Annotated in this window: 18 protein-coding genes; 10 read left to right on the top strand and 8 right to left on the bottom strand. The window is 69.4% G+C overall.

Translation table 11 applies throughout. The features are described 5' to 3' along the window. Nucleotides 1-14 precede the first annotated feature (14 nt). A complete protein-coding gene (locus RN02_RS17010; protein ID WP_043315433.1) occupies nt 15-1,394 on the bottom strand; it encodes an L-serine ammonia-lyase in 1,380 nt (459 codons plus the stop codon). A 975-nt stretch (nt 1,395-2,369) separates the two neighbouring features. Then, nucleotides 2,370-3,155: a helix-turn-helix transcriptional regulator gene (locus tag RN02_RS17005; protein WP_009619040.1), complete on the bottom strand. Its 786-nt coding sequence runs from the start codon at nt 3,153-3,155 to the stop codon at nt 2,370-2,372. A gap of 194 nt (nt 3,156-3,349) precedes the next feature. Here RN02_RS17005 and RN02_RS17000 point away from each other — a divergent pair, with 194 nt between their 5' ends. Together RN02_RS17000 and RN02_RS16995 are read left to right on the top strand one after the other, a co-directional pair. Then, complete coding sequence (locus tag RN02_RS17000; protein WP_043315430.1) at nt 3,350-4,171, top strand: carbon-nitrogen hydrolase family protein; 822 nt, start codon at nt 3,350-3,352, stop codon at nt 4,169-4,171. 152 nt (nt 4,172-4,323) lie between these two features. After that, entirely contained in the window at nt 4,324-5,646 is a 1,323-nt protein-coding gene (locus RN02_RS16995) for an APC family permease (RefSeq protein ID WP_043267009.1), read from the top strand. Nucleotide 5,647: 1 nt separating this feature from the next. Here the strand turns inward: RN02_RS16995 and RN02_RS16990 are convergent, their stop codons facing one another. Together RN02_RS16990 and RN02_RS16985 are read right to left on the bottom strand one after the other, a co-directional pair. Beyond that, on the bottom strand, nt 5,648-7,057 hold the full coding sequence (locus RN02_RS16990) for an MFS transporter (protein ID WP_043315427.1): 1,410 nt from the start codon (nt 7,055-7,057) through the stop codon (nt 5,648-5,650). Nucleotides 7,058-7,217: 160 nt separating this feature from the next. Continuing rightward, nucleotides 7,218-8,132, bottom strand: coding sequence for a LysR substrate-binding domain-containing protein (locus RN02_RS16985; RefSeq protein WP_043315425.1), 915 nt, complete (start codon nt 8,130-8,132; stop codon nt 7,218-7,220). Between the two features lie 119 nt (nt 8,133-8,251). Here RN02_RS16985 and RN02_RS16980 point away from each other — a divergent pair, with 119 nt between their 5' ends. The 3 genes from RN02_RS16980 (at nt 8,252) to RN02_RS16970 (ending at nt 11,953) form a co-directional block, all read left to right on the top strand. Further along, the gene (locus RN02_RS16980; RefSeq protein WP_043315424.1) at nt 8,252-9,970 is read left to right on the top strand and encodes an acyl-CoA dehydrogenase family protein; all 1,719 of its coding nucleotides are present in this window, start codon (nt 8,252-8,254) and stop codon (nt 9,968-9,970) included. Nucleotides 9,971-10,009: 39 nt separating this feature from the next. Beyond that, the gene (locus RN02_RS16975; protein ID WP_043315423.1) at nt 10,010-11,197 is read left to right on the top strand and encodes a CaiB/BaiF CoA transferase family protein; all 1,188 of its coding nucleotides are present in this window, start codon (nt 10,010-10,012) and stop codon (nt 11,195-11,197) included. Between the two features lie 111 nt (nt 11,198-11,308). Further along, nucleotides 11,309-11,953, top strand: coding sequence for a glutathione S-transferase family protein (locus RN02_RS16970; protein WP_043315421.1), 645 nt, complete (start codon nt 11,309-11,311; stop codon nt 11,951-11,953). 383 nt (nt 11,954-12,336) lie between these two features. Here RN02_RS16970 and metR read toward each other — a convergent pair whose 3' ends face one another. Then, the gene (gene metR / locus RN02_RS16965; protein ID WP_043266998.1) at nt 12,337-13,257 is read right to left on the bottom strand and encodes a transcriptional regulator MetR; all 921 of its coding nucleotides are present in this window, start codon (nt 13,255-13,257) and stop codon (nt 12,337-12,339) included. Nucleotides 13,258-13,357: 100 nt separating this feature from the next. After that, nucleotides 13,358-13,801, bottom strand: a complete 444-nt coding sequence (locus RN02_RS16960; RefSeq protein WP_043266996.1) for a CopD family copper resistance protein — start codon at nt 13,799-13,801, stop codon at nt 13,358-13,360. Nucleotides 13,802-13,991: 190 nt separating this feature from the next. Here RN02_RS16960 and RN02_RS16955 point away from each other — a divergent pair, with 190 nt between their 5' ends. Continuing rightward, nucleotides 13,992-14,987 carry an alpha/beta fold hydrolase gene (locus RN02_RS16955; RefSeq protein ID WP_043315420.1) on the top strand — a complete coding sequence of 332 codons (996 nt, stop codon included), beginning with the start codon at nt 13,992-13,994 and terminating at the stop codon, nt 14,985-14,987. Between the two features lie 322 nt (nt 14,988-15,309). On the opposite strand, the gene RN02_RS16950 is transcribed toward RN02_RS16955, so the two are convergent. Further along, nucleotides 15,310-17,337, bottom strand: coding sequence for a DEAD/DEAH box helicase (locus RN02_RS16950; RefSeq protein ID WP_152623775.1), 2,028 nt, complete (start codon nt 17,335-17,337; stop codon nt 15,310-15,312). Between the two features lie 426 nt (nt 17,338-17,763). Further along, on the bottom strand, nt 17,764-18,627 hold the full coding sequence (locus tag RN02_RS16945) for a DMT family transporter (RefSeq protein WP_043266990.1): 864 nt from the start codon (nt 18,625-18,627) through the stop codon (nt 17,764-17,766). A gap of 124 nt (nt 18,628-18,751) precedes the next feature. Here RN02_RS16945 and RN02_RS16940 point away from each other — a divergent pair, with 124 nt between their 5' ends. From RN02_RS16940 to RN02_RS16925, 4 genes are all read left to right on the top strand, one after another. Beyond that, complete coding sequence (locus RN02_RS16940; protein ID WP_043315418.1) at nt 18,752-20,143, top strand: aminotransferase-like domain-containing protein; 1,392 nt, start codon at nt 18,752-18,754, stop codon at nt 20,141-20,143. Nucleotides 20,144-20,527: 384 nt separating this feature from the next. Continuing rightward, nucleotides 20,528-20,821, top strand: coding sequence for a DUF3649 domain-containing protein (locus RN02_RS16935; protein WP_009619068.1), 294 nt, complete (start codon nt 20,528-20,530; stop codon nt 20,819-20,821). Beyond that, nucleotides 20,818-22,347, top strand: coding sequence for a PepSY-associated TM helix domain-containing protein (locus RN02_RS16930; protein WP_043315417.1), 1,530 nt, complete (start codon nt 20,818-20,820; stop codon nt 22,345-22,347). The genes RN02_RS16935 and RN02_RS16930 overlap by 4 nt, the downstream gene beginning before the upstream one ends. Then, nucleotides 22,347-22,670, top strand: a complete 324-nt coding sequence (locus tag RN02_RS16925; protein ID WP_009619072.1) for a DUF3325 domain-containing protein — start codon at nt 22,347-22,349, stop codon at nt 22,668-22,670. Before RN02_RS16930 ends, RN02_RS16925 begins: the two co-directional genes overlap by 1 nt. Nucleotides 22,671-22,738: the final 68 nt, after the last annotated feature.

Raw genomic sequence — 22,738 nt, 5'->3', positions numbered from 1 at the left:
CCAGGCGGTCGTGCTCAGCAGGCGATCACGTTCACCGCCAGGCCGCCCTTCGAGGTCTCCTTGTACTTGTCCATCATGTCGCGGCCGGTGTCGCGCAGGGTGTCGATGGCCTTGTCCAGCGACACCAGGTGCTGGCCGTCGCCGCGCAGGGCCAGTTGGGCGGCGTTGATGGCCTTGAGCGAGGCCATGGCGTTGCGCTCGATGCAGGGCACCTGGACCAGCCCTGCGACCGGGTCGCAGGTCAGCCCGAGGTTGTGTTCCAGGCCGATTTCGGCGGCATTCTCCACCTGTTCCAGGCTGCCGCCCAGCACTTCGGCCAGGCCCGCCGCGGCCATGGCGCAGGCCGAGCCGACCTCGCCCTGGCAGCCCACCTCGGCGCCGGAGATGGAGGCGTTGAGCTTGCACAGGATGCCGACGGCGGCGGCGGTCAGCAGGTAGCGCTCGATGGCGTCCATGGGCGCGTCGGCCTGGTAGTGGGCGTAGTAGTGCAGCACCGCCGGGACTATGCCGGCCGCGCCGTTGGTGGGGGCCGTCACCACGCGGCCGCCGGCGGCGTTTTCCTCGTTCACCGCCAGGGCCCAGAGGTCCACCCAGTCCATGGCGCCCAGGGTGCTGGCGATCAGGTTGCCGCTGCCGGCCTCGTTCAGCCGGCGGTAGAGCATGGGCGCGCGGCGGCGCACCCTGAGGCCGCCGGGCAGGGTGCCCTCGGTCTCCAGGCCGCGGCGCACGCAGGCCTGCATTTCCGCCCAGATGTGTGCAAGGCCGGCGTGGATCTGTTCCTCGCTGCGCAGGCTCAGCTCGTTGGCCCACATCAGGTCGCTGATGCGCCGGAAGCCGTGGGCATGGCACAGCCGCAGCAGTTCCTCGGCGCTGTGGAAGGGGTAGGGCATGGGGTTGTCGGGCAGGGCGCGGTCGGTGTTGAAGTCGGCCTCGTCGACCACGAAGCCGCCGCCCACCGAGTAGCAGGTGCGCTCGGCCAGTACGTTGCCGGCGGCGTCCAGGGCGCGCAGGCGCATGCCGTTGGGGTGCGCCGGCAGGCTGCCGTCGTGGAACACCAGGTCGCGGCCGGGGCTGAAGTCGATGACGTGCTCGCCGTCCAGGGCCAGGCTGTGTTCGGCGAAGATGGCGTCCACCAGCGGCGCCAGGGCGGCGGGGTCGGCGTCCGTCGGGTCGATGCCGAGCAGGCCGATCAGGCAGGCGCGGTCGGTGGCGTGGCCCTTGCCGGTGGCACTGAGCGAGCCGTAGAGGTTGACCTCGACGCGCGCCACGCGGGTCAGTTGGTTGGCTGAGCGCAGGCGCTCGACGAACTCGCGGGTGGCGCGCATCGGGCCGACGGTGTGCGAGCTGGACGGGCCGACGCCGGGCTTGAACATGTCGAAGACGCTGAGGGTCATGGTTGTGGTCCTCCTGTGTTCAAGCATGGACCTGTTTGGGGGGATGGTCGATTGGGGCTGGTTGGTGGTTTTGGTGTGTTGGGTTCAAGAGCGCCCTCTCCCCAACCCTCTCCCTGAAGGGAGAGGGGGCTGTTCGGAGCGGATGGAGAATCCGGAGTTATCCTTCCACCACGCCACTCCCGCGAACGCCGGAAGCCAGAGCCTTGCACAGGGTTTCAGGGAGCTTGGTGATTGCGCTTCACGCCGAACGGTCCCCTCTCCCGCTTGCGGGGGAGGGTTAGGGTGGGGGAGCGGAGTACGGGGCTGGCAGTGGAGTGTCGGCGAAGTCCATTGCCCTCACCCCAGCCCTCTCCCGGAGGGAGAGGGGGCTGTCCGGAGCGGATGGAGAATCCGGAGTTATCCTTCCACCACGCCACTCCCGCGAACGCCGGAAGCCAGAGCCTTGCACAGGGTTCAGGGAGCTTGGTGATTGCGCTTCACGCCGAACGGTCCCCTCTCCCGCTTGCGGGGGAGGGTTAGGGTGGGGGAGCGGAGTACGGGGCTGGCAGTGGAGTGTCGGCGAAGTCCATTGCCCTCACTCCAGCCCTCTCCCGGAGGGAGAGGGGGCCGTTCGGAGTGGATGGAGAATCCGGAGTTATCCTTCCACCACGCCACTCCCGCGAACGCCGGAAGCCAGAGCCTTGCACAGGGTTCAGGGAGCTTGGTGATTGCGCTTCACGCCGAACGGTCCCCTCTCCCGCTTGCGGGGGAGGGTTAGGGTGGGGGAGCGGAGTACGGGGCTGGCAGTGGAGTGTCGGCGAAGTCCGTTGCCCTCTCCCCAGCCCTCTCCCCAGCCCTCTCCCTGAAGGGAGAGGGGGCCGTTCGGCGTGGGTGGATAACGCAGCGTCAGCCGGCAGGTAGTAGGGCGCATAACCGTTCGCGGTTATCCGCCGCCGGCCTATGCACCAAAGCCCGGCGACGCCCTACGAACTCCCCTTACCCCTGCGCCTGCAGAAACAACGAAAACAACTCCGACTGCGACTTGATCCCCAGCTTGCTGTACATGTGCTTGCGGTGCACCTTCACCGTCTCCGCCGAGATTGCCAGCTTGCGGGCTATCTCCTTGCTGGAGCAGCCGCTGAGCATCAGCCGGCCCACTTCCAGCTCGCGTGCGGTCAGCGGGGTTTCCAGGCGTTCCACGGTTTCTTCCAGGCGGCTCTGCCAGCGCGGCGCCGGGGGCGTGGCCTGTTCCAGCAGTTCGCGTTCGAAGGCCATGCGCTGGCGCATCAGGCCGGCCACCCAGGGGCGCAGCAGGTCGAGCAGGGCGGCCTGTTCGGCGCTGAAGCGGCCCTTGCTGCCCAGGGACAGGCACAGGGTGCGCTCGGCGTCGAGCTGCACGTTGAACTGCACCTCGTCGGCCACCACGTTGAGGCGGAAGTAGCGCTGGTAGTAGTCGGTCTGCTCGAAGCATTCCGGGGCCACGTCGGCCAGGCGCAGCAGGCCGCTGCCCGGGGCCTCGCGGCTGGCGATGTAGAAGGGGTCGAGCAGGTACAGGCCCTTGAGGTAGTCCTGGAACAGCGGGTCGGGGCCGCCGTCCTCGCCCGGGCATTCGGCGAACACCTGCGGGCGGCCGTTGCTGAAGAGCAGCGCCACCCAGCTGTCGAATGGCACATACTCGTTCAGCAGGCGCACCAGGGCGAGCCAGAAGTTGGGCTTGTCCAGCGTCTCGATCAGTTGCCCGACCGAGCGGTGCCAGGCGATGTCCTGCAGCGTAAGGTTCATGCCTCTACCCCTGTTGGGTTACCACGTGGGCGTAATTACCCGGGCGCGATGGCGAACTGCATACTCGGTGAATGCCTTGCACCGGCCCGGCGCGCATTCTGACCCTTTTGCGCCGGGCGGTCATGTTTCCCGCCAGGATGGCCGATCCACCCCGCGCGGCGAACGAGCCCGCAACAAGAACGACAGGAGCTGCAATGAAGGTCGAACTCGTCCAACTGGCCGGCCGCGACGGCGACACCGCCTACAACCTCGGGCGTACCCTGGCGGCGATCCACGCCTGCGCCACGGATACCGACCTGGTGGTGTTCCCCGAGACCCAGCTGATGGGCTTCCCCACCGAGGACAACGTCGCCCGCCTGGCCGAGCCGCTGGACGGCCCCAGCGTGCGCGCCGTGCAGCAGGCCGCGCGGGAGCGCGACGTGGCCGTGGTGGTGGGCATCGCCGAGGCCGGCGACGACGGCCGCTTCTACAACACCACGCTGCTGGTCACCCCCGAGGGCATCGCCCTGAAGTACCGCAAGACCCACCTGTGGGCCTCCGACCGCGGCATCTTCACCCCCGGCGACCGCTACGCCACCGCGCTGTTCAAGGGCGTGCGGGTGGGCATCCTGATCTGCTTCGACATCGAGTTCCCGGAAAGCGCCCGCGCCCTCGGCCAGCTGGGCGCCGAGCTGATCCTGGTGACCAACGGCAACATGGACCCCTACGGCCCCACCCACCGCACCGCGATCACCGGCCGGGCCATGGAGAACCAGGCCTACGCGGTGATGGTGAACCGCGTCGGCGAAGGCGACGGCGGCCTGGTGTTCGCCGGCGGCAGTGCGGTGGTCGACCCCTTCGGCCAATTGCTCTGCGAGGCCGGCCGCGAGGAATGCCGGATGCGCGTGGAACTGGACCTGGCGCGCCTGCAGCAGGCGCGCCGCGACTACAGCTACATCGCCGAGCGCCGCTTCGTGCTGCCCGGCGAGACGCGCGAGCACGCCGACGGCCTGCGCGAGCTGCTGATTCCGGGCTGAGCCCCGGAAGGCGCAGGGCCGCGCCAACGATCCAGCCAAGAAGTACCGGCGGGAGCGCCCCTCCCGCCTGCGTCTCCCGGGTGAGGGGAGGCGCCTTTGCACGCGTCGATTTCGACTCTGCCATAACAAACACAACTCGGAGTAAGCACTCAATGGCTCGACTCAAGCGCACCCTCTCGCTGGGTTCGGTGGTGCTGTTCGGCATCGCCTACATGACCCCCATCATCGTCCTCGGCACCTTCGGCATCCTCGCCGACACCACCGGCGGCGTGGTGCCCGCGGCCTACCTCGTGGCCTCGGTGGCGATGCTCTTCACCGCCCTCAGCTACGGGCGCATGGCCGCCGCCTTCCCGGTGGCCGGCTCGGCCTACACCTACGTGCGCAAGTCCATCAGCCCCAAGCTGGGCTTCCTCGCCGGCTGGGGCGTGCTGCTGGACTACCTGTTCCTGCCCATGGCCATCTGGCTGATCGGCGCGGCCTACCTGCACTCGGCCTTCCCGGCGGTGCCCCAGGCGCTGTGGGTGCTGGCCTTCATCGGCGTGACCACCGGCATCAACGTCATCGGCCTGCGCCTGGCGAAGAACGTCAACAGCGTGCTGATGCTGGTGCAGTTCCTGGTGCTGGCGGCCTTCGTGCTGCTGGCGGTGCACTACGTGCTGGGTGACGCCAGCAAGCCGCTGTGGTCGCTGGAACCCTTCTTCAAGGAAGGCGTGCAACTGCCGCTGATCATGAGCGGCGCGGCCATCGCCTGCTATTCGTTCCTGGGCTTCGACGCGGTCAGCACCCTGACCGAGGAAACCCACGAGCCGCGCAAGAACATCCCGCGCGCCATCCTGCTGATCACCCTGATCGGCGGCTTCATCTTCATCGCCGCCAGCTACTTCGTGCAGCTCGCGCACCCGTCCACCGAGTTCCAGAACGCCGACTCGGCCGCCTACGAGATCGCCCGCAACATCGGCGGCGACCTCTTCGTCAGCCTCTTCCTCATCGGCCTGATCGTCGGCCAGTTCACCTCCGGCCTGTCGGCCCAGGCCAGCGCCTCGCGCCTGCTGTTCGCCATGGGCCGCGACGGCGTGCTGCCCAAGGCCTTCTTCGGCACCCTGAGCGAACGCTTCGGCACCCCGGTGGGCAGCATCGTGCTGTGCGGCGTGGTGGCCCTGCTGGCGCTGGAGATGGACGTGACCACCTCCACCTCGTTCATCAACTTCGGCGCCTTCCTGGCCTTCAGCCTGGTCAACCTGTCGGTGATCTTCCACTACTGGATTGCCCGCGGCGAACGCGGCCTGCGCGGCGCGGTGCTGTTCCTGGCCTTCCCGCTGATCGGCCTGGTCGCCGACCTCTGGCTGATGGCCAGCCTTGACCACCTGGCCATCTACCTGGGCCTGGCCTGGCTCACCGCCGGGGTGCTGTACCTGGCCGTGCTCACCGGCGGCTTCCGTCAGCAGCCGCCGGAGATGCACTTCGAGGAGGCCTGACTCAGGCCGGGTGCGGGCCGGCGGGCAACGGCCGGCCGCGCTCGGGTGCGTCGGGCTCCGCCGCGGCGCCCGCGGCCAGTTCGCGGGCGTCGGCGCGTTCGGCGCTGGACAGCTCGCCGGCCCGGAAGCCGGTGATGCGCAGCAGCGCCAGGGTGCAGGTCAGCGAGACCAGGGCGTAGAGCCCCGAGGCGATGGCCACGCCGACGATGCTGCCGGTGCTGTTGAGGATCCACTGCGCCAGCACCGGCGTGCCGCCGCCCACCAGCAGCGAGCACAGCTGGTAGGCCAGCGACAGCCCGGTGTAGCGCACCCGCGCGGGGAAGGCGCGGGCGAGGATGCCGCCCACCGCGCCGTAGAACATCGCATGGGGCACCGTGGCCAGGCACATGCCCACGGCGGCTATCCAGTAGACGTTGGTTTCCACGGCGAAGAACATCGCCGGCATCAGGATGAACTCCGGCAGCACCATCAGGCAGGCCGCCTTGCGCATGTCGATGCGCGAGGCCAGCAGCGCGCCGAACGGCTGGCTGAAGAACTGCACCACCAGGGCGATGACGATGATGCTGAGGAAGGTGCCCTGGCTGTAGCCGAGGGTCTTGGTGGCCCAGGACAGGGCGAAGGTACTCTTGAAGTAGGTGACGTGGATGATCGGCAGCACCCCGGCGCCGAGCAGCACGATCAGCCAGTGCTCGCGCAGCACTTCCACCAGCGGCAGCTTCACGGTCTTCTTCTGTTGCAGCAGGCGCTTCATGTCCTCGGACTCTTCCAGCTTCAGGCGGATGACCATGCCGACGATCACCAGCGCCGCGGAGATCAGGAACGGGATGCGCCAGCCCCAGAGCATGAAGTCCGGCATGGGCAGGGCGCTGAGGGCGAAGAACACCAGGGTCGCCAGCAGGTTGCCGGTGGGCGAGCCCTGCTGGGCGAAGGCCGCGTAGAGGATGCCCTTGCCCTTGGGCGCGCTTTCGCTGGCGATGAGGATGGCGCCGCCCCATTCGCCGCCCACGGCGACGCCCTGGATCACCCGCAGCACCACCAGGGCGACGGGCGCCCACACGCCGATCTGCGCGTAGACCGGCAGCAGGCCGATGCAGGTGGTGGCGATGCCCATCATGATCAGGGTGATCACCAGGGTGTTCTTGCGCCCGATCCGGTCGCCCAGGTGGCCGAAGATGATGCCACCCAGCGGGCGGGCGACGAAGCCGGACCAGAGGGTGACGAAGGACAGCAGCGTGGCCAGGCCCGGGTCCATGTCGGTGGGGAAGAACACCTTGCCGAACACCAGGGCGGCGGCCAGGCCGTAGATGTAGAAGTCGTACCACTCGATGGTGGTGCCGATGAAGGAGGCGATGCCGGCCTTGCGGGCCTTGCGGTGCAGTGCTGCGTCTGCGGAGGAGGGCGTGCTGGGCATGGGCGGGTCCTGTTTATTGTTGTTGTTCTGGTCGCCGACGCGCAGGCCTCGCGCGCGCCCTCCGGGGGAGGGCGCGGGGTGGCGACTGGCGTGCGTCGGTGTTGCCCCGGGTTGGCTCGGAGTCTATGCGGCGCCCCTGCGGATCAATAGTTTTTTTATCTTATGGTGCGATAAGCGATTGCGTATCGACGCCCTCGTCCAGGCAGGCCTTGAGCGTGGCCAGGAAGGCCTGGGCCGCATGGGGCGCGTCCTGCGCGGCGAGGATGGCGTGGATTTCCGAGCGCGCGCCGCTCTGCTCGATCTCCAGGTAGCGCACCTGGTTCTTCCAGGCCAGGCACAGCGTCTGCGGCAGCAGGGCCACGCCCATGCCCAGGCCGACCATGGCCGCGATGGTCTGCCACAGCCGCGCCTCGTGGCGGATGTGCGGGCTGAAGCCGGCGTCCACGCAGCGGGCGATGATCAGGTCGTGGTAGTGCGGCGACAGGCTGCGCGGGAAGAGGATGAAGCCCTCGTCGCGCAGCTCGGCGAGGTCGATGCGCGCCCGCCCGGCCAGGCGGTGGCCGGTCGGTACGCAGCAGAGGAAGGGGTCGGCGACCAGACATTCGGAGGCGATCCCGGCCGGCAGCCTGGCCCAGTGCACGAAGCCGATGTCGATCTGCCCGCGCTGCAGCGCCAGGGCCTGTTCCGAGGTGTTCATCTCCATCAGCAGCACCTCCATGTTCGGCTGCTCCGCCTCGAAGCGCGCCATGGCCCGCGGCAGGCCGCGGTAGAGCATGGAGTTGACGAAGCCCACGCGCAGCTGGCCCACCGCGCCCTCGGCGGAGAGCAGCGTCAGGCGCTTCACCTTCTCGGCCTGCAGCAACAGGCTGCGCGCCTCGTCGAGCAGCACCTGGCCGGCGTTGGTCAGCTTCACCGACTTGTTGTTGCGCACCAGCAGCTGGATGCCCAGTTGCTCCTCCAGCTTCTTGATGTCGAAGCTCAGCGCCGGCTGGGAGATGAACAGGCGCGCGGCGGCGCGGCCGAAATGCAGCTCCTCGGCGACGGCGATGAAGTAGCGCAGTTGCTTGAGGTCCATGGCAGGGCACCCGGGTTTCTACGATTTGTTTTTCTTATCGTGGATGATTTTTATTGTATTGGATACTTATCGTCACGCGCTCCTAGTCTCGGCGCCAGAACAAGACCCGGAGACGCGCCATGACCGCCATGCCTGAAGTCCGCCCCGAAGACGCCCTGAACATTCCCGACAGCCGCGGCATCAACCTGTATGCCTGCGACCCCTCGCTGCAGCGTCTGCTGGAGGTGTACCTGCCGCCGGAGGTGCTGGCGCAGTGGCGCGACACCCTCGAACGCCTCGGCGCCCGCGCCGGCGACGAACTGGACGTGCTGGCTCTGTCGGCGGACAGGAACCCGCCGCAGCTGGCGCCGCGCACCCGCCGCGGCGAGGACCTGCAGAGCATCCGCAAGCACCCGGACTACGTCGCCCTGGAGCGCGTGGCCTATTCGGAGCTCGGCCTGGCCTCCATGAGCCACCGCCCGGACGGCGCGCCGCCGCTGGTGAAGTACGCGCTGACCTACCTGTTCGTGCAGGCCGAGTTCGGCCTGTGCTGCCCGGTCAGCATGACCGATTCGCTGACCCGCACCCTGCGCAGGTTCGGCGCGCCGGAGCTGGTGGAGCGCTACCTGCCGTCCCTGGCCTCGCGGGACTTCGACAGGCTGTTCCAGGGCGCCATGTTCATGACCGAGCAGGCCGCCGGCTCCGATGTTGCCCGCACCCGCACCCTGGCGCGGCAAGAGGACGGGGAGTGGAAGCTGTACGGCGACAAGTGGTTCTGCTCCAACCCCGACGCCGACCTGGCCATGGTCCTGGCCCGCCCCGAAGGCGCGCCCGAGGGCATGAAGGGCGTGACTCTGTTCCTGCTGCCCAAGCACCGCCCGGACGGCTCGCGCAACGCCTACCGCATCCTGCGCCTGAAGGACAAGCTGGGCAGCCGCTCCATGGCCAGCGGCGAAATCTGCCTGGAAGGCGCCAGCGCCTACCTGATCGGCGAGGTCGGCCGCGGCTTCCAGCAGATGGCCGACATGGTCAACATGTCGCGCCTGTCCAACGGCGTGCGCGCCGCCGGCCTGATGCGCCGGGCGCTCAGCGAGGCGCTGTTCATCGCCCGCCACCGCCGTGCCTTCGGCAAGCACCTGATCGACATGCCGCTGATGCAGAAACAGCTGCTGAAGCTGATGCTGCCGGCCGAGCAGGCGCGCTCCATGTTCATGCAGATCGCCACCCTGCTGCCGCGCGCCGATGGCGGCGACGCCGCGGCGCAGAAGTGCGTGCGCATCCTCACCCCGCTGATCAAGTTCCGCGCCTGCCGCGATGCCCGGCGCGTCACCGGCGACGCCATGGAGGTGCGCGGCGGGGTGGGCTACATCGAGGAATGGAGCGACGCGCGCCTGGTCCGCGACGCCCACCTGGGCTCCATCTGGGAAGGCACCAGCAACATAGTCGCGCTGGACATCGCCCGCGCCGTCACCCGCGAACAGGCCCTGGAGCCGCTGCACCAGTACCTGCGCGGCCTGCTGGCCGAGAGCGGTCTGCCGGACGCCAGCCGCACCCGCTTCGAGGCGCTGCTGGAGCGCAGCGTGGTGCTCATGGCCGACGTGGCCGAGGCGCGCCAGGACGAGCAGGTGCGCCAGGCCGGCAGCGCGCTCTACCACATCGCCAGCGCCATCTTCATGGCCTGGGAAGCCGGCCGCCAGGCCAGAGACCGCCGGCGCCTGGCCCTGGCCCACCTGGTGTTGCAGCACAAGCTGCTGCCGCGCGACCCGCTGGGCCTGCAAGCCGGGGCGCCGCTGCTGGCCCGGCTGCTCGACGAGGGCGAGATGAGCCTGGACGAGGCCATGCAACTGCTGCCGGCCTGATTTCCCGCAACCGACAAGAATCGACAAGAGAGAGTTGCCATGAACCACGAGACCGGTGCCCTGCGTGGCCTGAAAGTCATCGACCTGAGCCGCGTGCTGGGCGGCCCCTACTGCTCCCAGGCCCTGGCCGACCACGGCGCGGAAGTGATCAAGCTGGAGCCCCTGGGCGGCGACGAGACGCGCGGCTGGGGCCCGCCCTTCGAGGGCGACACGGCTTCCTATTTCCGCGGCGTGAACCGCAACAAGAAGGGCATCGCCGTCGACCTGTCCAGGCCCGAGGGCATCGAGTTGCTGCTGCAACTGCTGGAAGGCGCCGACGTGCTGATCGAGAACTTCAAGCCCGGCACCCTGGCGCGCTGGGGCATCGGTTACGCCGAGGTGCTCAGCCCGCGCTTCCCGCAGCTGATCCACTGCGCGGTGTCCGGCTTCGGCGCCGACGGCCCGCTGGGCGGGCTGCCCGGCTACGACGCGGCGATCCAGGCCATGGCCGGGCTGATGAGCGTGAACGGCGAGGCCGAGGGCGGGCCGTTGCGCATCGGCCTGCCGATCGTCGACATGGTCACCGGGCTGAACGCCGTGGCCGGCATCCTGCTGGCGCTGCACGAGCGCGAACGCAGCGGGCGCGGGCAGTCGGTGGACATCGCCCTGTACGACTGCGGCATCTCGCTGCTGCACCCGCACCTGCCGAACCACTTCGCCTCCGGGCGCACGCCGCAGCGCACCGGCAACGCCCACCCGAACATCGCCCCCTACGACAGCTACCGCACCGGCGGCGAGCCGATCTTCCTCGCCGTGGGCAACGACCGCCAGTTCGCCAAGCTGTGCGAATACCTGGGCGCTGGCGAGCTGCTGGAAGACCCGCGCTTCGCCGACAACGGCCAGCGCTCGGTCAACCGCGAAGCGCTCAAGCAGGCGCTGGAGGGCCACCTGGCGACGCACGATGGCCGCGAGCTGGCCGAACGGCTGATCCGCCTGGGCGTGCCCTGCGGCGCCATCGCCACGGTGGACCGCGTGGTCGAGCACCCGCACACCGCGCATCGCGGCCTGGTGGTGCAACTGGGCGACTACCGCGGCATCGCCTCGCCGGTGAAGCTCTCGCGCACCCCGGCCAGCTACCGCAGCGCGCCGCCGGCCCTGGGCGGGAACACCCGCGAGGTGCTCGCGGAGCTGGGCCTGGCGCCGGAGACCATCGAGGCCCTGTACCGGCGCGGCATCGTCCGCGGCTGAGTCTTTCCGGCGGTTTTGCCCACGTGGGGGACCTGCGCCAGGCGATGGCGCCGTTCCGCTGCGAGCGGTCTATGCTTTTGGGCCGACCCGTCATCGGCAGAGGCAAGCACCATGAGCGACCGTCGCATCACCTTCTACCACTCCCCGCAAACCCGTTCCTCCGGCACCCTGGCGCTGCTGGAGGAACTGGGCGCCGACTACGACCTGCACCTGCTCAACATGCAGGCCGGCGAGCAGCGCCAGCCGGCCTACCTGGCGATCAACCCGATGGGCAAGGTCCCGGCCATCCGCCACGGCGAGGCGCTGGTGACCGAGCAGGGCGCCGTCTACATCTACCTCGCCGACCTGTACCCGGAAGCCGGACTGGCGCCGGCCATCGGCGACCCGCTGCGCGGGCCCTACCTGCGCTGGCTGGTGTTCTACGGCTCCAGCTTCGAGCCGGCGGTGACCGACCGTTCCCTGGGCCGCGAGCCGGCGCCCCAGGCGCGCAGCCCCTACGGCGATTTCGAGACGGTGATGAAGGTCATCGACGAGCAGTTGCAGAAGGGGCCCTACCTGCTCGGCGAACGCTTCACCGCGGCGGACGTGCTCTGGGGCTCGGCGCTGGCCTGGACCACGCACTTCGGCATAGTGCCGAAGACCCCGGCCATCGAGCGCTACATCGCGAAAGTCACCGCGCGGCCCTCCTTCGCCAAGATCGCCGAACGGGACGCGCAATGGCACGCGGAACACGCCAAGGCGGCGGGCAAGGCGTAGGCGCGGGGGGGGCGGCGTAGGGCGTATAACCGTTCGCGGTTATACGCCGCCTCACCTTTCCCCTCGACCCTGCCTCGGTCGATCCGGGGGAATGCGTGACCAGCGCCAAGCTCGACACCGAGCGGGCCGGTAACCAAGGTCAAACGGCGGATAACGCCATAGGCGTTATGCGCCCTACGGATTGGAATGGCGTAGGTGGGGCAGGGTAGGGATCTCATCCGCGAACCGCGCCGGGACGTCCGGCTATCGCGGACAGAGTCTCCTACGTGGCAGGAGTCGCCCCGTAGGATGGCGTTGAGCGAAGCGATACCCATCACCACGACCGCATGGGTTTCGCAAGCTCAACCCATCCTACGAAGAGCGCCCAGGCGCTGCCCGCGACTTCACCCCTTCGCCGCGCTGACCCCCTCCAGGGTGGCGAAGGAGGTGTCCTTGGCCGTCAGCAGGAAATCGCGCATGAAGGGCGCATCCAGCATGTCCGCGCGGATGGCCGCGTAGAGCGTGCAGTACAGACCCTTCTCGCCCAGGCGCTTGGCCGTCACGTAGCCGCGCGAGCTGTATTCGTGCAGCGCCCAGTTGGGCAGGCTGCACACGCCGCGGCCGGAGGCCACCAGCTGCATCATCATCACCGTCAGCTCCGAGGTGCGCACCTGGGCCGGCTCGACGTCGGCCGGCTCGAGGAAGCGGGTGAAGATGTCCAGGCGGTCGCGCTCGATGGGGTAGGTGATCAGCGTCTGGCTGGCCAGGTCTTCCGGCACTATGTAGGGCTTGCCGGCCAGCGCGTGGTGGTTGTCCACCGCCAGCAGCGCCTCGTAGGTGAACAGCGGCACGTAGGTGATGCCGGCGATGTCCACCGGGTCGGAGGTCACCACCAGGTCGAGGTCGCCGCGGGCCAGGGCCGGCAGCGGCGCGAAGGAGAAGCCCGAGGCCAGGTCCAGCTCCACCTCCGGCCAGGCGTCGCGGAACTGGTCGATGGTCGGCATCAGCCACTGGAAGCAGCTGTGGCATTCGATGGCCATGTGTAGGCGCCCGGCGGTGCCGCCGGCCAGGCGCGCCAGGTCGCGTTCGGCGGTGCGCAGCTGCGGCAGGATGGCATCGGCCAGCTGCAGCAGGCGCAGGCCGGCGCTGGTGAAACGCACCGGCTTGGTCTTGCGGATGAACAGCGACAGGCCCAGGCGGTCCTCCAGTTCCTTGAACTGGTGGGACAGGGCGGACTGGGTCAGGTGCAGGCGTTCGGCGGCTTCCACCAGGCTGTCGGCTTCACGCAGGGCGTGGAGGGTTTTCAGGTGACGAATCTCGAGCATGGCGCCGCTTCCAACATGAGTAAAACTTGATTACATCCGAAACTGGATTGAGTTTGTCTCATGCGCGGCCGGCTGTCGACCCGCCCGTGCCGCCGCCGATCTACCAACTCAGATAGAACATGCCCTTGGCCAGCAGCACTATGCCCAGGACGTGGGCGAAGACGCTGTAGTGGATGATCCGCGAGCGCCGTCCGGTCATCCCGCCGCTGTGCATCAGGTACATGGCGCAGAAGAAGTGGCAGAGCACGCTGGCGGCCAGCAGCAGCTTCAGGCTCAGCAGGGTGGCGAAGGGCGAGTCCAGCGGATGGGCCAGCAGCGGCAGGTAGCGCAGTTTCAGCATGCCCAGGCCGCTGCCGAAGAGCGTCAGGATCACCCAGGGCATCACCCGCCGCAGGCGCTGGCCGAGGGCACGTTCCACGGCGCGCAGGGCTTCTGCCGGCACATGGCGGCGCACCCGTTCGAGAATCAGCACCTCGAAGAACACGGTGCCGACGAAGGCGATGGCGGCCAGCAGATGCAGGACCAGCAGGATCGGATAGCTCATGGGCGCCCCTTGGCGAACGGCTGCTTCCCTGGAACCATGCCGGGCCGGCCGCGCCCGTGCCATGACGCCGGTCAGGCTGGCGGCGACCGCTCGGCGCCTTTCATCAAAGTGTCACGGTTGTGTGGCAGAGCGATGCACGGAAATTCATCAGAATCGGCTTTCACTGGGGTTCTGCATTCCGGATTTTCACATGCGTGCGTTTCTCTTGGCGCTGGCACTGTCGTGCCTGGCGCCCTTCACTGCCTTTGCCGGCGATCGTTGCGACCCACGGGTGCCCACCGACACCCTGGACCTGGGCGACGTGCGCCTGGCCTACCAGAGCATAGGCTCGCCGAAGGACCCGACGCTGCTGCTGATCATGGGCCTGGGCGGCCAGCTCATCCACTGGCCCGACGAAGTGGTGCAGACCCTCTGCCAGCAGGGCTTCCGCGTCATCCGCTACGACAACCGCGACGTCGGCCTGAGCGCCTGGCGCGTGCCCACGCCTGGCGCCAACCTCACCTACGAGGTGATCCGCTACCGCCTGGGCCTGCCGGTCAGCGCGCCCTACAGCCTCACCGACATGGCCTGGGATGCCCTGCGCCTGCTGGACGGGCTGCACGTCGAGCAGGCCCACGTGCTGGGCGCGAGCATGGGCGGGATGATCGCCCAGCACGTCGCCGACCTGGCGCCGCAGCGGGTGCTCAGCCTGACCCTGGTGATGACCAGCTCCGGCGCCGAGGGCCTGCCGGCGCCCAGCGACAGCCTGCTGAAACTGCTGGCCCGGCGCGAGGCCGGCAGCCGCGAACAGGCCATCGAGCAACAGGCCGACCTGCTCGCCGCCCTGGGCAGCCCGGAGGTGAAGGACGACCGCGAGCAACTGCTGCGCCAGGCGGCGCAATCCTACGACCGCGCCTTCAACCCCGAGGGGGTGCAGAGGCAGATGCTGGCGATCCTCGCCGAGCCCAGCCGGGTCGACCTGCTCAACCGTTTGAATGTGCCTACCCTGGTCATTCATGGCACCGCCGATCCGTTGTTGCCAGTGATGCATGGGGTGCATGTGGCGGCGCATATCCACGGGGCGGAGTTGAAGCTGATTCCGGGGATGGCCCATCGTTTCCAGGAGGCGTTCAAGGCACCGTTGCTGGCGGCGGTGTTGCCTTACCTGCGGGCGCATCAGACGGCGGGGCATGTGGCGCAGTTGTAGGGGCGGGGGGCTTTCGTAGGAGCGAGCTTGCTCGCGAACGGCGTTTGCCGGTGGCGTAGGTGCTGGGTTCAAGAGCGCCCTCTCCCCAGCCCTCTCCCTGAAGGGAGAGGGGGCTTGTCCGTGCCGAGAGAAGGAATGGTTTCAGCCGGAAACCCCAGGTGTTGCCGGCTGACTCAGGAATACCAAAGCGCTCCGAACGGTCCCCTCTCCCTTCAGGGAGAGGGTTAGGGAGAGGGAGCAGAGTTGGCCCCAGAAACAGTGGCTAAAGGGATACGCCCATTCGCGAGCAAGCTCGCCCCCACAGACCGCCCCACGAACCTCCTCAAACCGCCTTCGGCAAAGGCGCGAACAGCGCGTCGATATCGGCATCATCCAACTGCCAATCCGTTCCCGCGCCTTCGAGGATGCCGGCCGCCAGCGCGGCCTTCTCCCGCTGCAGCAGCTGGATCTTCTCTTCCACCGTGCCGCGGGCGATCAGTTTGTAGACGAACACCGGCTTGTCCTGGCCGATGCGGTAGGCGCGGTCGCTGGCCTGGTTCTCGGCGGCTGGGTTCCACCAGGGGTCGTAGTGGATCACCGTGTCCGCCGCGGTCAGGTTCAGGCCCACGCCGCCGGCCTTCAGGCTGATCAGGAACAGCGGCACGCGGCCCTGCTGGAAGTCTTCCACCGGCTGGCGGCGGTCGCGGCTGTCGCCGGTCAGCAGGGCGTAGTCGATGCCGCGTTGCTGCAGGGCCTCGCCGACCAGCGCGAGCATCGAGGTGAACTGCGAGAACAGCAGCACGCGGCGGCCTTCGGCGAGCAGTTCCTCGAGCATGTCCAGCAGGTATTCCAGCTTGCCCGAGGTCACTGCCTTGGCGCGGCCGCTGGGTGGCGGGGCGTCCTTTTGCACCAGGCGGATGTCGCAGCACACCTGGCGCAGCTTGAGCAGCGCTTCGAGGATGATGATGCGGCTGCGGGCCAGGCCGCGGCGGGCGATTTCGTCGCGGACCTTGCGGTCCAGGGCCAGGCGCACCGTCTCGTAGAGGTCGCGCTGGGCCTCGCTGAGCTCGATGTGCTGGATGAACTCGCTCTTGGGCGGCAGCTCCGAGGCCACCTGTTCCTTGGTGCGGCGCAGCAGGAAGGGGCGGATGCGCGCGGCCAGGTGGGCCAGGCGTGCCTGGTCGCCGTGGCGCTCGATGGGCGTGCGGTAGTGCTGGGCGAACTGCTTGGCGTCGCCCAGCCAGCCGGGCAGCAGGAAGTGGAACAGCGACCAGAGCTCGCCCAGGTGGTTCTCCAGCGGCGTGCCGGTCAGGCACAGGCGGTGCCGCGCGTTCAGCTGGCGCGCGGCCTGGGCCGCCTTGGTGCCGGCGTTCTTGATGTTCTGCGCCTCGTCGAGGATCAGCAGGTGGTAGGCGTGCTTGCCGAGCTTTTCCGCATCGCGCGGGAGCAGGGCGTAGGTGGTGAGGATGAGGTCGTGCTCCTCGATCTTCGCGAAGTCGCGCCGCCGGCCGGCGCCGTGCAGGGCCAGCACGCGCAGGCCGGGGGTGAAGCGCTCGGCCTCGTCCAGCCAGTTGGGGATCAGGCTGGTGGGCATCACCACCAGGGCCGGCGCGTTGAGGCGCCCGGCCTGCTTCTCCAGCAGCACGTGGGCCAGGGATTGCAGCGTCTTGCCCAGGCCCATGTCGTCGGCGAGGATGCCGCTGGCGCCCACCGCGCGCAGCGTCTGCATCCAGCTCAGGCCCTCGTGCTGGTAGGCGCGCAGCTCGGCGCGCAGGCCCTCGGGCAGCGGCGCCGGCTGGGCGCGGTAGTCGCGCAGGCGCATGGCGATCTCGCGCAACTCGTCGCCGCCCTGCCAGCGCAGCGGCAGTTCTTCCAGCTCGGAGAGCCGCGCGGCGTCCGGCGCGCCCATGCGCAGGCGGCGCACCGGCGCCTGGTCGCCCAGGTAGAACTCCGACAGGGTGCCCAGCAGCGGCTTGAGCTTGCCGAAGGGCAGGGCCACCCGCAGCGGCCGCTCCGAGGCGGTCTGCCAGCTGTGCACCGGGTTGCGCCCGGCGTCCAGGCGCAGCACCAGTTGCTCGTCGTCGGGGTGGCGGGCCAGGGCCTGCGGGTCGAGCAGCGCCGGCATGCGCCGGATCAGCTCGATCAGCGCCGGCAGCAGGCTGATGCGGCGGCCGTCGACCTCGATGCCCAGTTCCAGGTCGAACCACTGGCGGTCGTCGGTCTCCTCGATCTCGGCGTACCAGTTCTCGATGGGCGTCAGGTCGAAGACGAACTCCGGGCGCACGTCCACGTCCCAGCCGCGCTCGCGCAGCTGCGGCAGGCCCTCGCGCATGAATTGCTGCCAGGTGGCGTCGTCGGGCAGCTCGAACATCTCCCCGGCGCTTTCCTCCAGGGCATCGCTGCGCCGCATCGCCGGCTTGAAGCCGAACTGGCGCAGTTGCTGGCGCAGCTGCTGCTCGCGCTCGGGCTGGCGGCTGAGGCGGACGATGCGGTCGTCGCGGAACACCCGCAGCTCGCTGCCGGTGCGCGGGTTGATCGGCCCCGAGACGGGCATGCCGGCGTACAGGAAGGCCAGCGCGGCGCGGTGCCGGGCGATGTTCTGCATGCGCCCGCTGCGCAGGTCGAAGCCGCTGTGCACGTGGCTGCCCAGGGTCAGGCGCGGGCGCGGCGCCAGGTCGGCGGGCGCCGCCGGCGGCTCGGCGGGTGGGGTCATCGGAGGTTCCTTCCGGCAAGCCCGGGGAAATACACAAACGCCCGATGATACCCCTATTTCCCGCGACGCGCTGCCACAGGCGGCTCAGCGGGCGAAGCGCCGCGCCCCCGCCACGCAGGCCACCACCGCCAGGGTCGAGACGGCCATCAGCGGGCTGACCTGCTCGTGCAGCAGCAGGCCGGCCAGGGCCAGGCCGAAGAAGGGTTGCAGCAGCTGCAGCTGGCCCACCGCGGCGATGCCGCCGCGGGCCAGGCCGTGGTACCAGAAGAAGAAGCCGATGAGCATGCTGAACAGCGACACGTAGCCCAGGCTCAACCAGGCCGGCAGGCTGGCCGCGGCGAGGTCGGCCGGCCAGGTCCACAAGGTCAGCGGCAGCATCAGCGGCAACGACAGCACCAGCACCCAGCAGATCACCTGCCAGCTGCCCAGGTGCCGCGACAGCCGCGCGCCCTCGGCGTAGCCCAGGCCGCAGGCGAGGATGGCCGCCAGCATCAGCACATCGCCCAGCAGGCTGCCGGCGCCGCCCTGGCTCAGCGCGTAGCCGGCCACCGCCGCGCTGCCGAGCAGCGAGAAGGCCCAGAACGCCGGGCGCGGCCGCTCGCCGGCGCGCAGCACGGCGAAGCTGGCGGTGGCCAGCGGCAGCAGGCCGACGAAGACGATGGCGTGGGCCGAGCTGACGTGGCGCAGGGCCAGGGCGGTGAGCAGCGGGAAGCCGACCACCACGCCCAGGGCCACCACCAGCAGCGCCGGGATGTCCTGGCGCGCCGGGCGGCGCTGGCGCAGCACGAAGAGGATGGCCGCGGCCAGCAGCCCGGCGATGCTGGCCCGGGCCAGGGTGAGGAAGGTCGGTTCGAAGCTGCCCACCGCCACCCGCGTGGCCGGCAGCGAGCCGCTGAAGATGAGCACGCCGAGGAAACCGCTGAACCAACCGCCTAAAGAAGCATTCATCGAGCATTCGCCGAGAGGAGAGGGGAGTCTCGATGGTGGCGCCGGGGAGGGCGGGCGACCAGTGACAGATCAGTACAATTCGAACAAACTGTCCTGGATTTTCATCGGTACAGTCGAGGTGGCCATGGCCGTGACACGGGTGGACGGGGTGATGCGCCAGGTGCGCGAACGCCTGGCGGCGCGCAGCCTGGTGCCGGGCGAGCGGCTGCCGTCGATCCGCGCGCTGGCGCAGAGCCTGGAGGTGTCCAAGAGCACCGTGGTGGAGGCCTACGAGCGCCTCGCCGCCGAGGGCCTGATCGCCGCCCGGCGCGGTTCCGGCTTCTACGTCTGCGGCCGGCTGCCGCCGCTGTCGCTGGCCGAGATCGGCCCGGCGCTGGACCGCAGCATCGACCCGCTGTGGATTTCCCGCCAGGCGCTGGAAGCCGCGGAGGATTCGCTCAAGCCCGGCTGCGGCTGGCTGCCGCCGTCCTGGCTGCCGGAGGACGAACTGCGCCGCGCCCTGCGCCAACTGGCCCGCGGGCCGCAGTCGAGCCTGCTGGAGTACGGCCGCCCCTACGGCCACGCCGGCCTGCGCGAGCAGCTGGCGCGGCGCCTGGGCGACTACGGCCTGCAGGTCGGCGCGCAGCAGATCGTGCTCACCGACGGCGGCACCCACGCCATCGACCTGGTCTGCCGCTTCCTGCTGGAGCCCGGCGACGAGGTGCTGGTGGACGACCCCGGCTACTTCAACTTCCAGGCCCTGCTGCGCGCCCATCGTGCGGTGGCCATCGGCGTGCCCTACACGCCGCAGGGGCCGGACATCGAGGCCCTGGCCGGCCTCCTGCAGCGCCACCGGCCGCGCCTGTACATCACCAACTCGGCCTTCCACAACCCCACCGGCGCGCAGCTCTCGCCGCTGGTGGCGCACCGCCTGCTGAAACTGGCCGAGGCCCATGACCTGCTGATAGTCGAGGACGACATCTTCGCCGACTTCGAGCACGAGCAGGCGCCGCGGCTGTCCGCCTTCGACGGCCTGCAGCGGGTGATCCAGGTCGGCAGCTTCTCCAAGACGCTGTCCGCCTCGGTGCGCTGCGGCTATATCGCGGCGCGGCCGCAGTGGTGCGAGCAACTGGTGGACCTGAAGCTGGCCACCTCCTTCGGCAACAGTCCGTTCAATGCCGAACTGCTCCACGAGCTGCTGCGCAAGGGCGGCTACCGCCGGCATATAGAAGGCCTGCGCGTGCGCCTGGCCGACGCCATGGGCGACACCCTGGCGCGCCTGCGCGGGCTGGGCCTGCAACCCTGGCTGGAGCCGCGCGGCGGGGTGTTCGTCTGGGCGCGCCTGCCCGGCGCTCTGGATGCCGCCGCGGTGTCCCGCGCGGCGCTGGAGCAGGGCATGGTGCTGGCGCCGGGCAACGTCTTCAGCCTGGGCCAGAACGCGCCGGACTTCCTGCGCTTCAACGTCGCCCAGTGCCAGTCGCCGCGGGTCTTCCAACTGCTCGAACGGGCCATGGAGCAGGCCCGGCGGGGGCGCTGAAAACTTTTCTGATTTTTTCTGCAGGTTTTCCACGGTCGTTCGGCCTCTGTGCAATCCCGCCTGTGCGAACGAGGAAATCCACAGCATGTCCCGCTTCCCCAACACGTCGCCGCGCCCGCTGCTGCGCGCCCTGCGCCCAGGACAACTTCCTGCCGGCCTCGGGCGCGCTCAGCCACAGCGCCTACGCCCGGCCTGGAATGCCCTGATGGTGGGGAAGAGGCGCGGGATTATTCACATCCGTTCTTGCGTATCTCTTTCAAATGCGAACGCATTTCATATAAATTTCCGCTTTTGCCCACCCCTGTTCGGGGTGAACTTCTGTCAGCAGGTGAGCACAGCCATGCACCCGTCCGGATTCCCGCCGTTCCAGCCCGAGGTACGCCCATGAGCAGCAAGGGCCGCTTCGGCGCGCAACTCAGCGCGCGCATCCTGGCCGCATTGTTCGGCGGCTATGCCCTGGCCTACACCAGCACCGCCTTCCTCAGCGTCTACCTGCCGCTGGCCCGCGCCGACCGCGTGGCCTTCGCCAGCCTGGGCTGCTTCATGGTCTGGGTGGTGGCCATCCTCTACGTGTTCGCCGCCCGCAGCACCTGGCGCGCCTGCCTGGTGCCGCTGGCGCTGAGCGCGCTGCTGGCGCTGGCCGCGTTCCTGCCCCACGACTTCGGAGTGCGCCCATGAGCCTGCGCCAGTCGATGTCCGGACTGCATACCTGGAGCGGCCTGCTGGTCAGCTGGCTGCTGTTCGTGGTGATCTTCTCCGGCAGCCTGTCCTGCTTCGAGCCGGAGCTGACGCGCTGGATGCTGCCGCAACTGCACGAGGCGCAGCAGCCGGCGGTGGGCGTGGACCAGGTCCACGCCGCCCTGGTCGAGCGCGCGCCCAAGGCCCATGCCTACTGGATGCTGCCGCCGACCGAGCGCGGGCCCTACTGGACCGCCGGCTGGGTGCCCAGCGATCTCAGCGCCTTCCGCTCCTTCCTGATCGACGCCCAGACCGGCGAGGAACTGCCGAAGACCGTCGGCGGCGGCTTCTTCTTCGAGCTGCACTATGCCCTGCACGCCGGCACCCCGGGCATCTACATCGTCGGTATCGCCGGGATGTTCATGCTGGTGGCGCTGGTCAGCGGGGTGATCGTCCACCGGCGCATCTTCAAGGACTTCTTCACCCTGCGGCCGAAGGCGGCGCGCCAGCGCAGCTGGCTCGACGCGCACAACGTGCTGGGGGTGATCGGCCTGCCGTTCCACGTGCTGCTGGCCTACACTGGGCTGGTGATCTTCATCACCCTGTACATGCAGGCCGGCATCAAGGTCGCCTACAAGGGCGATTTCGAGCGCTTCGAACACGAGGTGCAGCACGCCTTCGACCGCGAGGAGCTGGGCCGCCCGGCCAAGCCGCCGAAGCCGATCTCGCGCATGGTCGAGCGCGCCCGCGAGCAGTGGGGCGACGACAGCCGGGTGGGCTGGATCAACCTCGAACACCCCAACGACGCCTCGTCCATGGTGCAGATCCGCCGGGCCGTGGACCGCGGCATGGTCAACGACCAGCGCACCGTTTCCTTCGACGCCGCCACCGGCGCGCTACTGCACGTGCAGCCGCCCTATGGCAACGGCTACAAGACCTACGCCTGGCTGACCGGGCTGCACATGGCGCAGTTCGGCGGCACCCTGGTGCGCATTCTCTACCTGCTGCTGGGCCTGGTCGGCTGCGGGATGATCTTCGGCGGCCTGCAGGTCTGGGTGGCCAAGCGCGAAGCCCGCGGCAGCGCCGGCCTGGGCCTGGTGCGCACGCTCAACGCCGCGGTCTGCGGCGGCCTGCCGCTGGCCAGCCTGGGGCTGCTGGCGGCCTCGCGCCTGCTGCCGGCGGAACTGGCGCAGCGCGATCGCTGGGAAATCACCAGCTTCGTGGTGGTCTGGCTGCTGGCGCTGCTGCACGCGGCGTGGCGCCAGGGCAGCGGCCGCACCGCCCGCGAGCAGGCGCTGGTCGCCGCCGTGCTGGCCCTGGGCCTGCCGCTGCTGGGGCTGTTCGGCCCCGAGCCGGGCCGCCTGACCAGCAGCCTGGCCCGTGGCGACTGGCTGCTCGCCGGCATCGACCTGGCATTGCTGCTCAGCGGCGCGCTGTGCGCCGCCCTGGCCTGGCGCCTGGGCCGCCCGCCGGGGCCCGAAGCCAGGTCGCGCCGCCGTGAACGGGTGGAAGGGGAGTACGCCTGATGCTGCTGGTCTTCGGTCTCAACCTGCTGGCGATGACCGCCGCCTGCCTGGGCCTCGCCCGCCACCACCGCGAACTGTTCGGCCGCGCGCCCAGCGAGGCCCGCGTGCGCCTGCTGCGCGGCGTGGCGCTGGTGGACGGCGGGCTAGCGCTGGCCTACTGCATCCACCTGCTGGGCATCGAGCTGGGCCTGGTCTACTGGGCCTGTCTGCTGATGCTCGCCACCACCACCCTGGTGGCCCTGCTGGCCTGGCTGCCGCGCCTGGCGCTGCCGGCGGCGGCGGGGGTGCCGTTGGTGGGTGGGGTGTTGGCAGTTTTGGGGTGATTGCTGGGGGGATGGGCTTTTCGTAGGAGCGAGCTTGCTCGCGAATGGGGCCTCCCGGTTACTTGGAT

Origin of the sequence: Pseudomonas sp. PI1, assembly GCF_000812405.1 — a bacterium.
GTDB classification, from domain to species: Bacteria; Pseudomonadota; Gammaproteobacteria; order Pseudomonadales; family Pseudomonadaceae; genus Pseudomonas; species Pseudomonas citronellolis.
The sequence above is the reverse complement of the archived record's forward strand: the minus strand, read 5'-3'. Positions and strand labels throughout refer to the sequence as shown.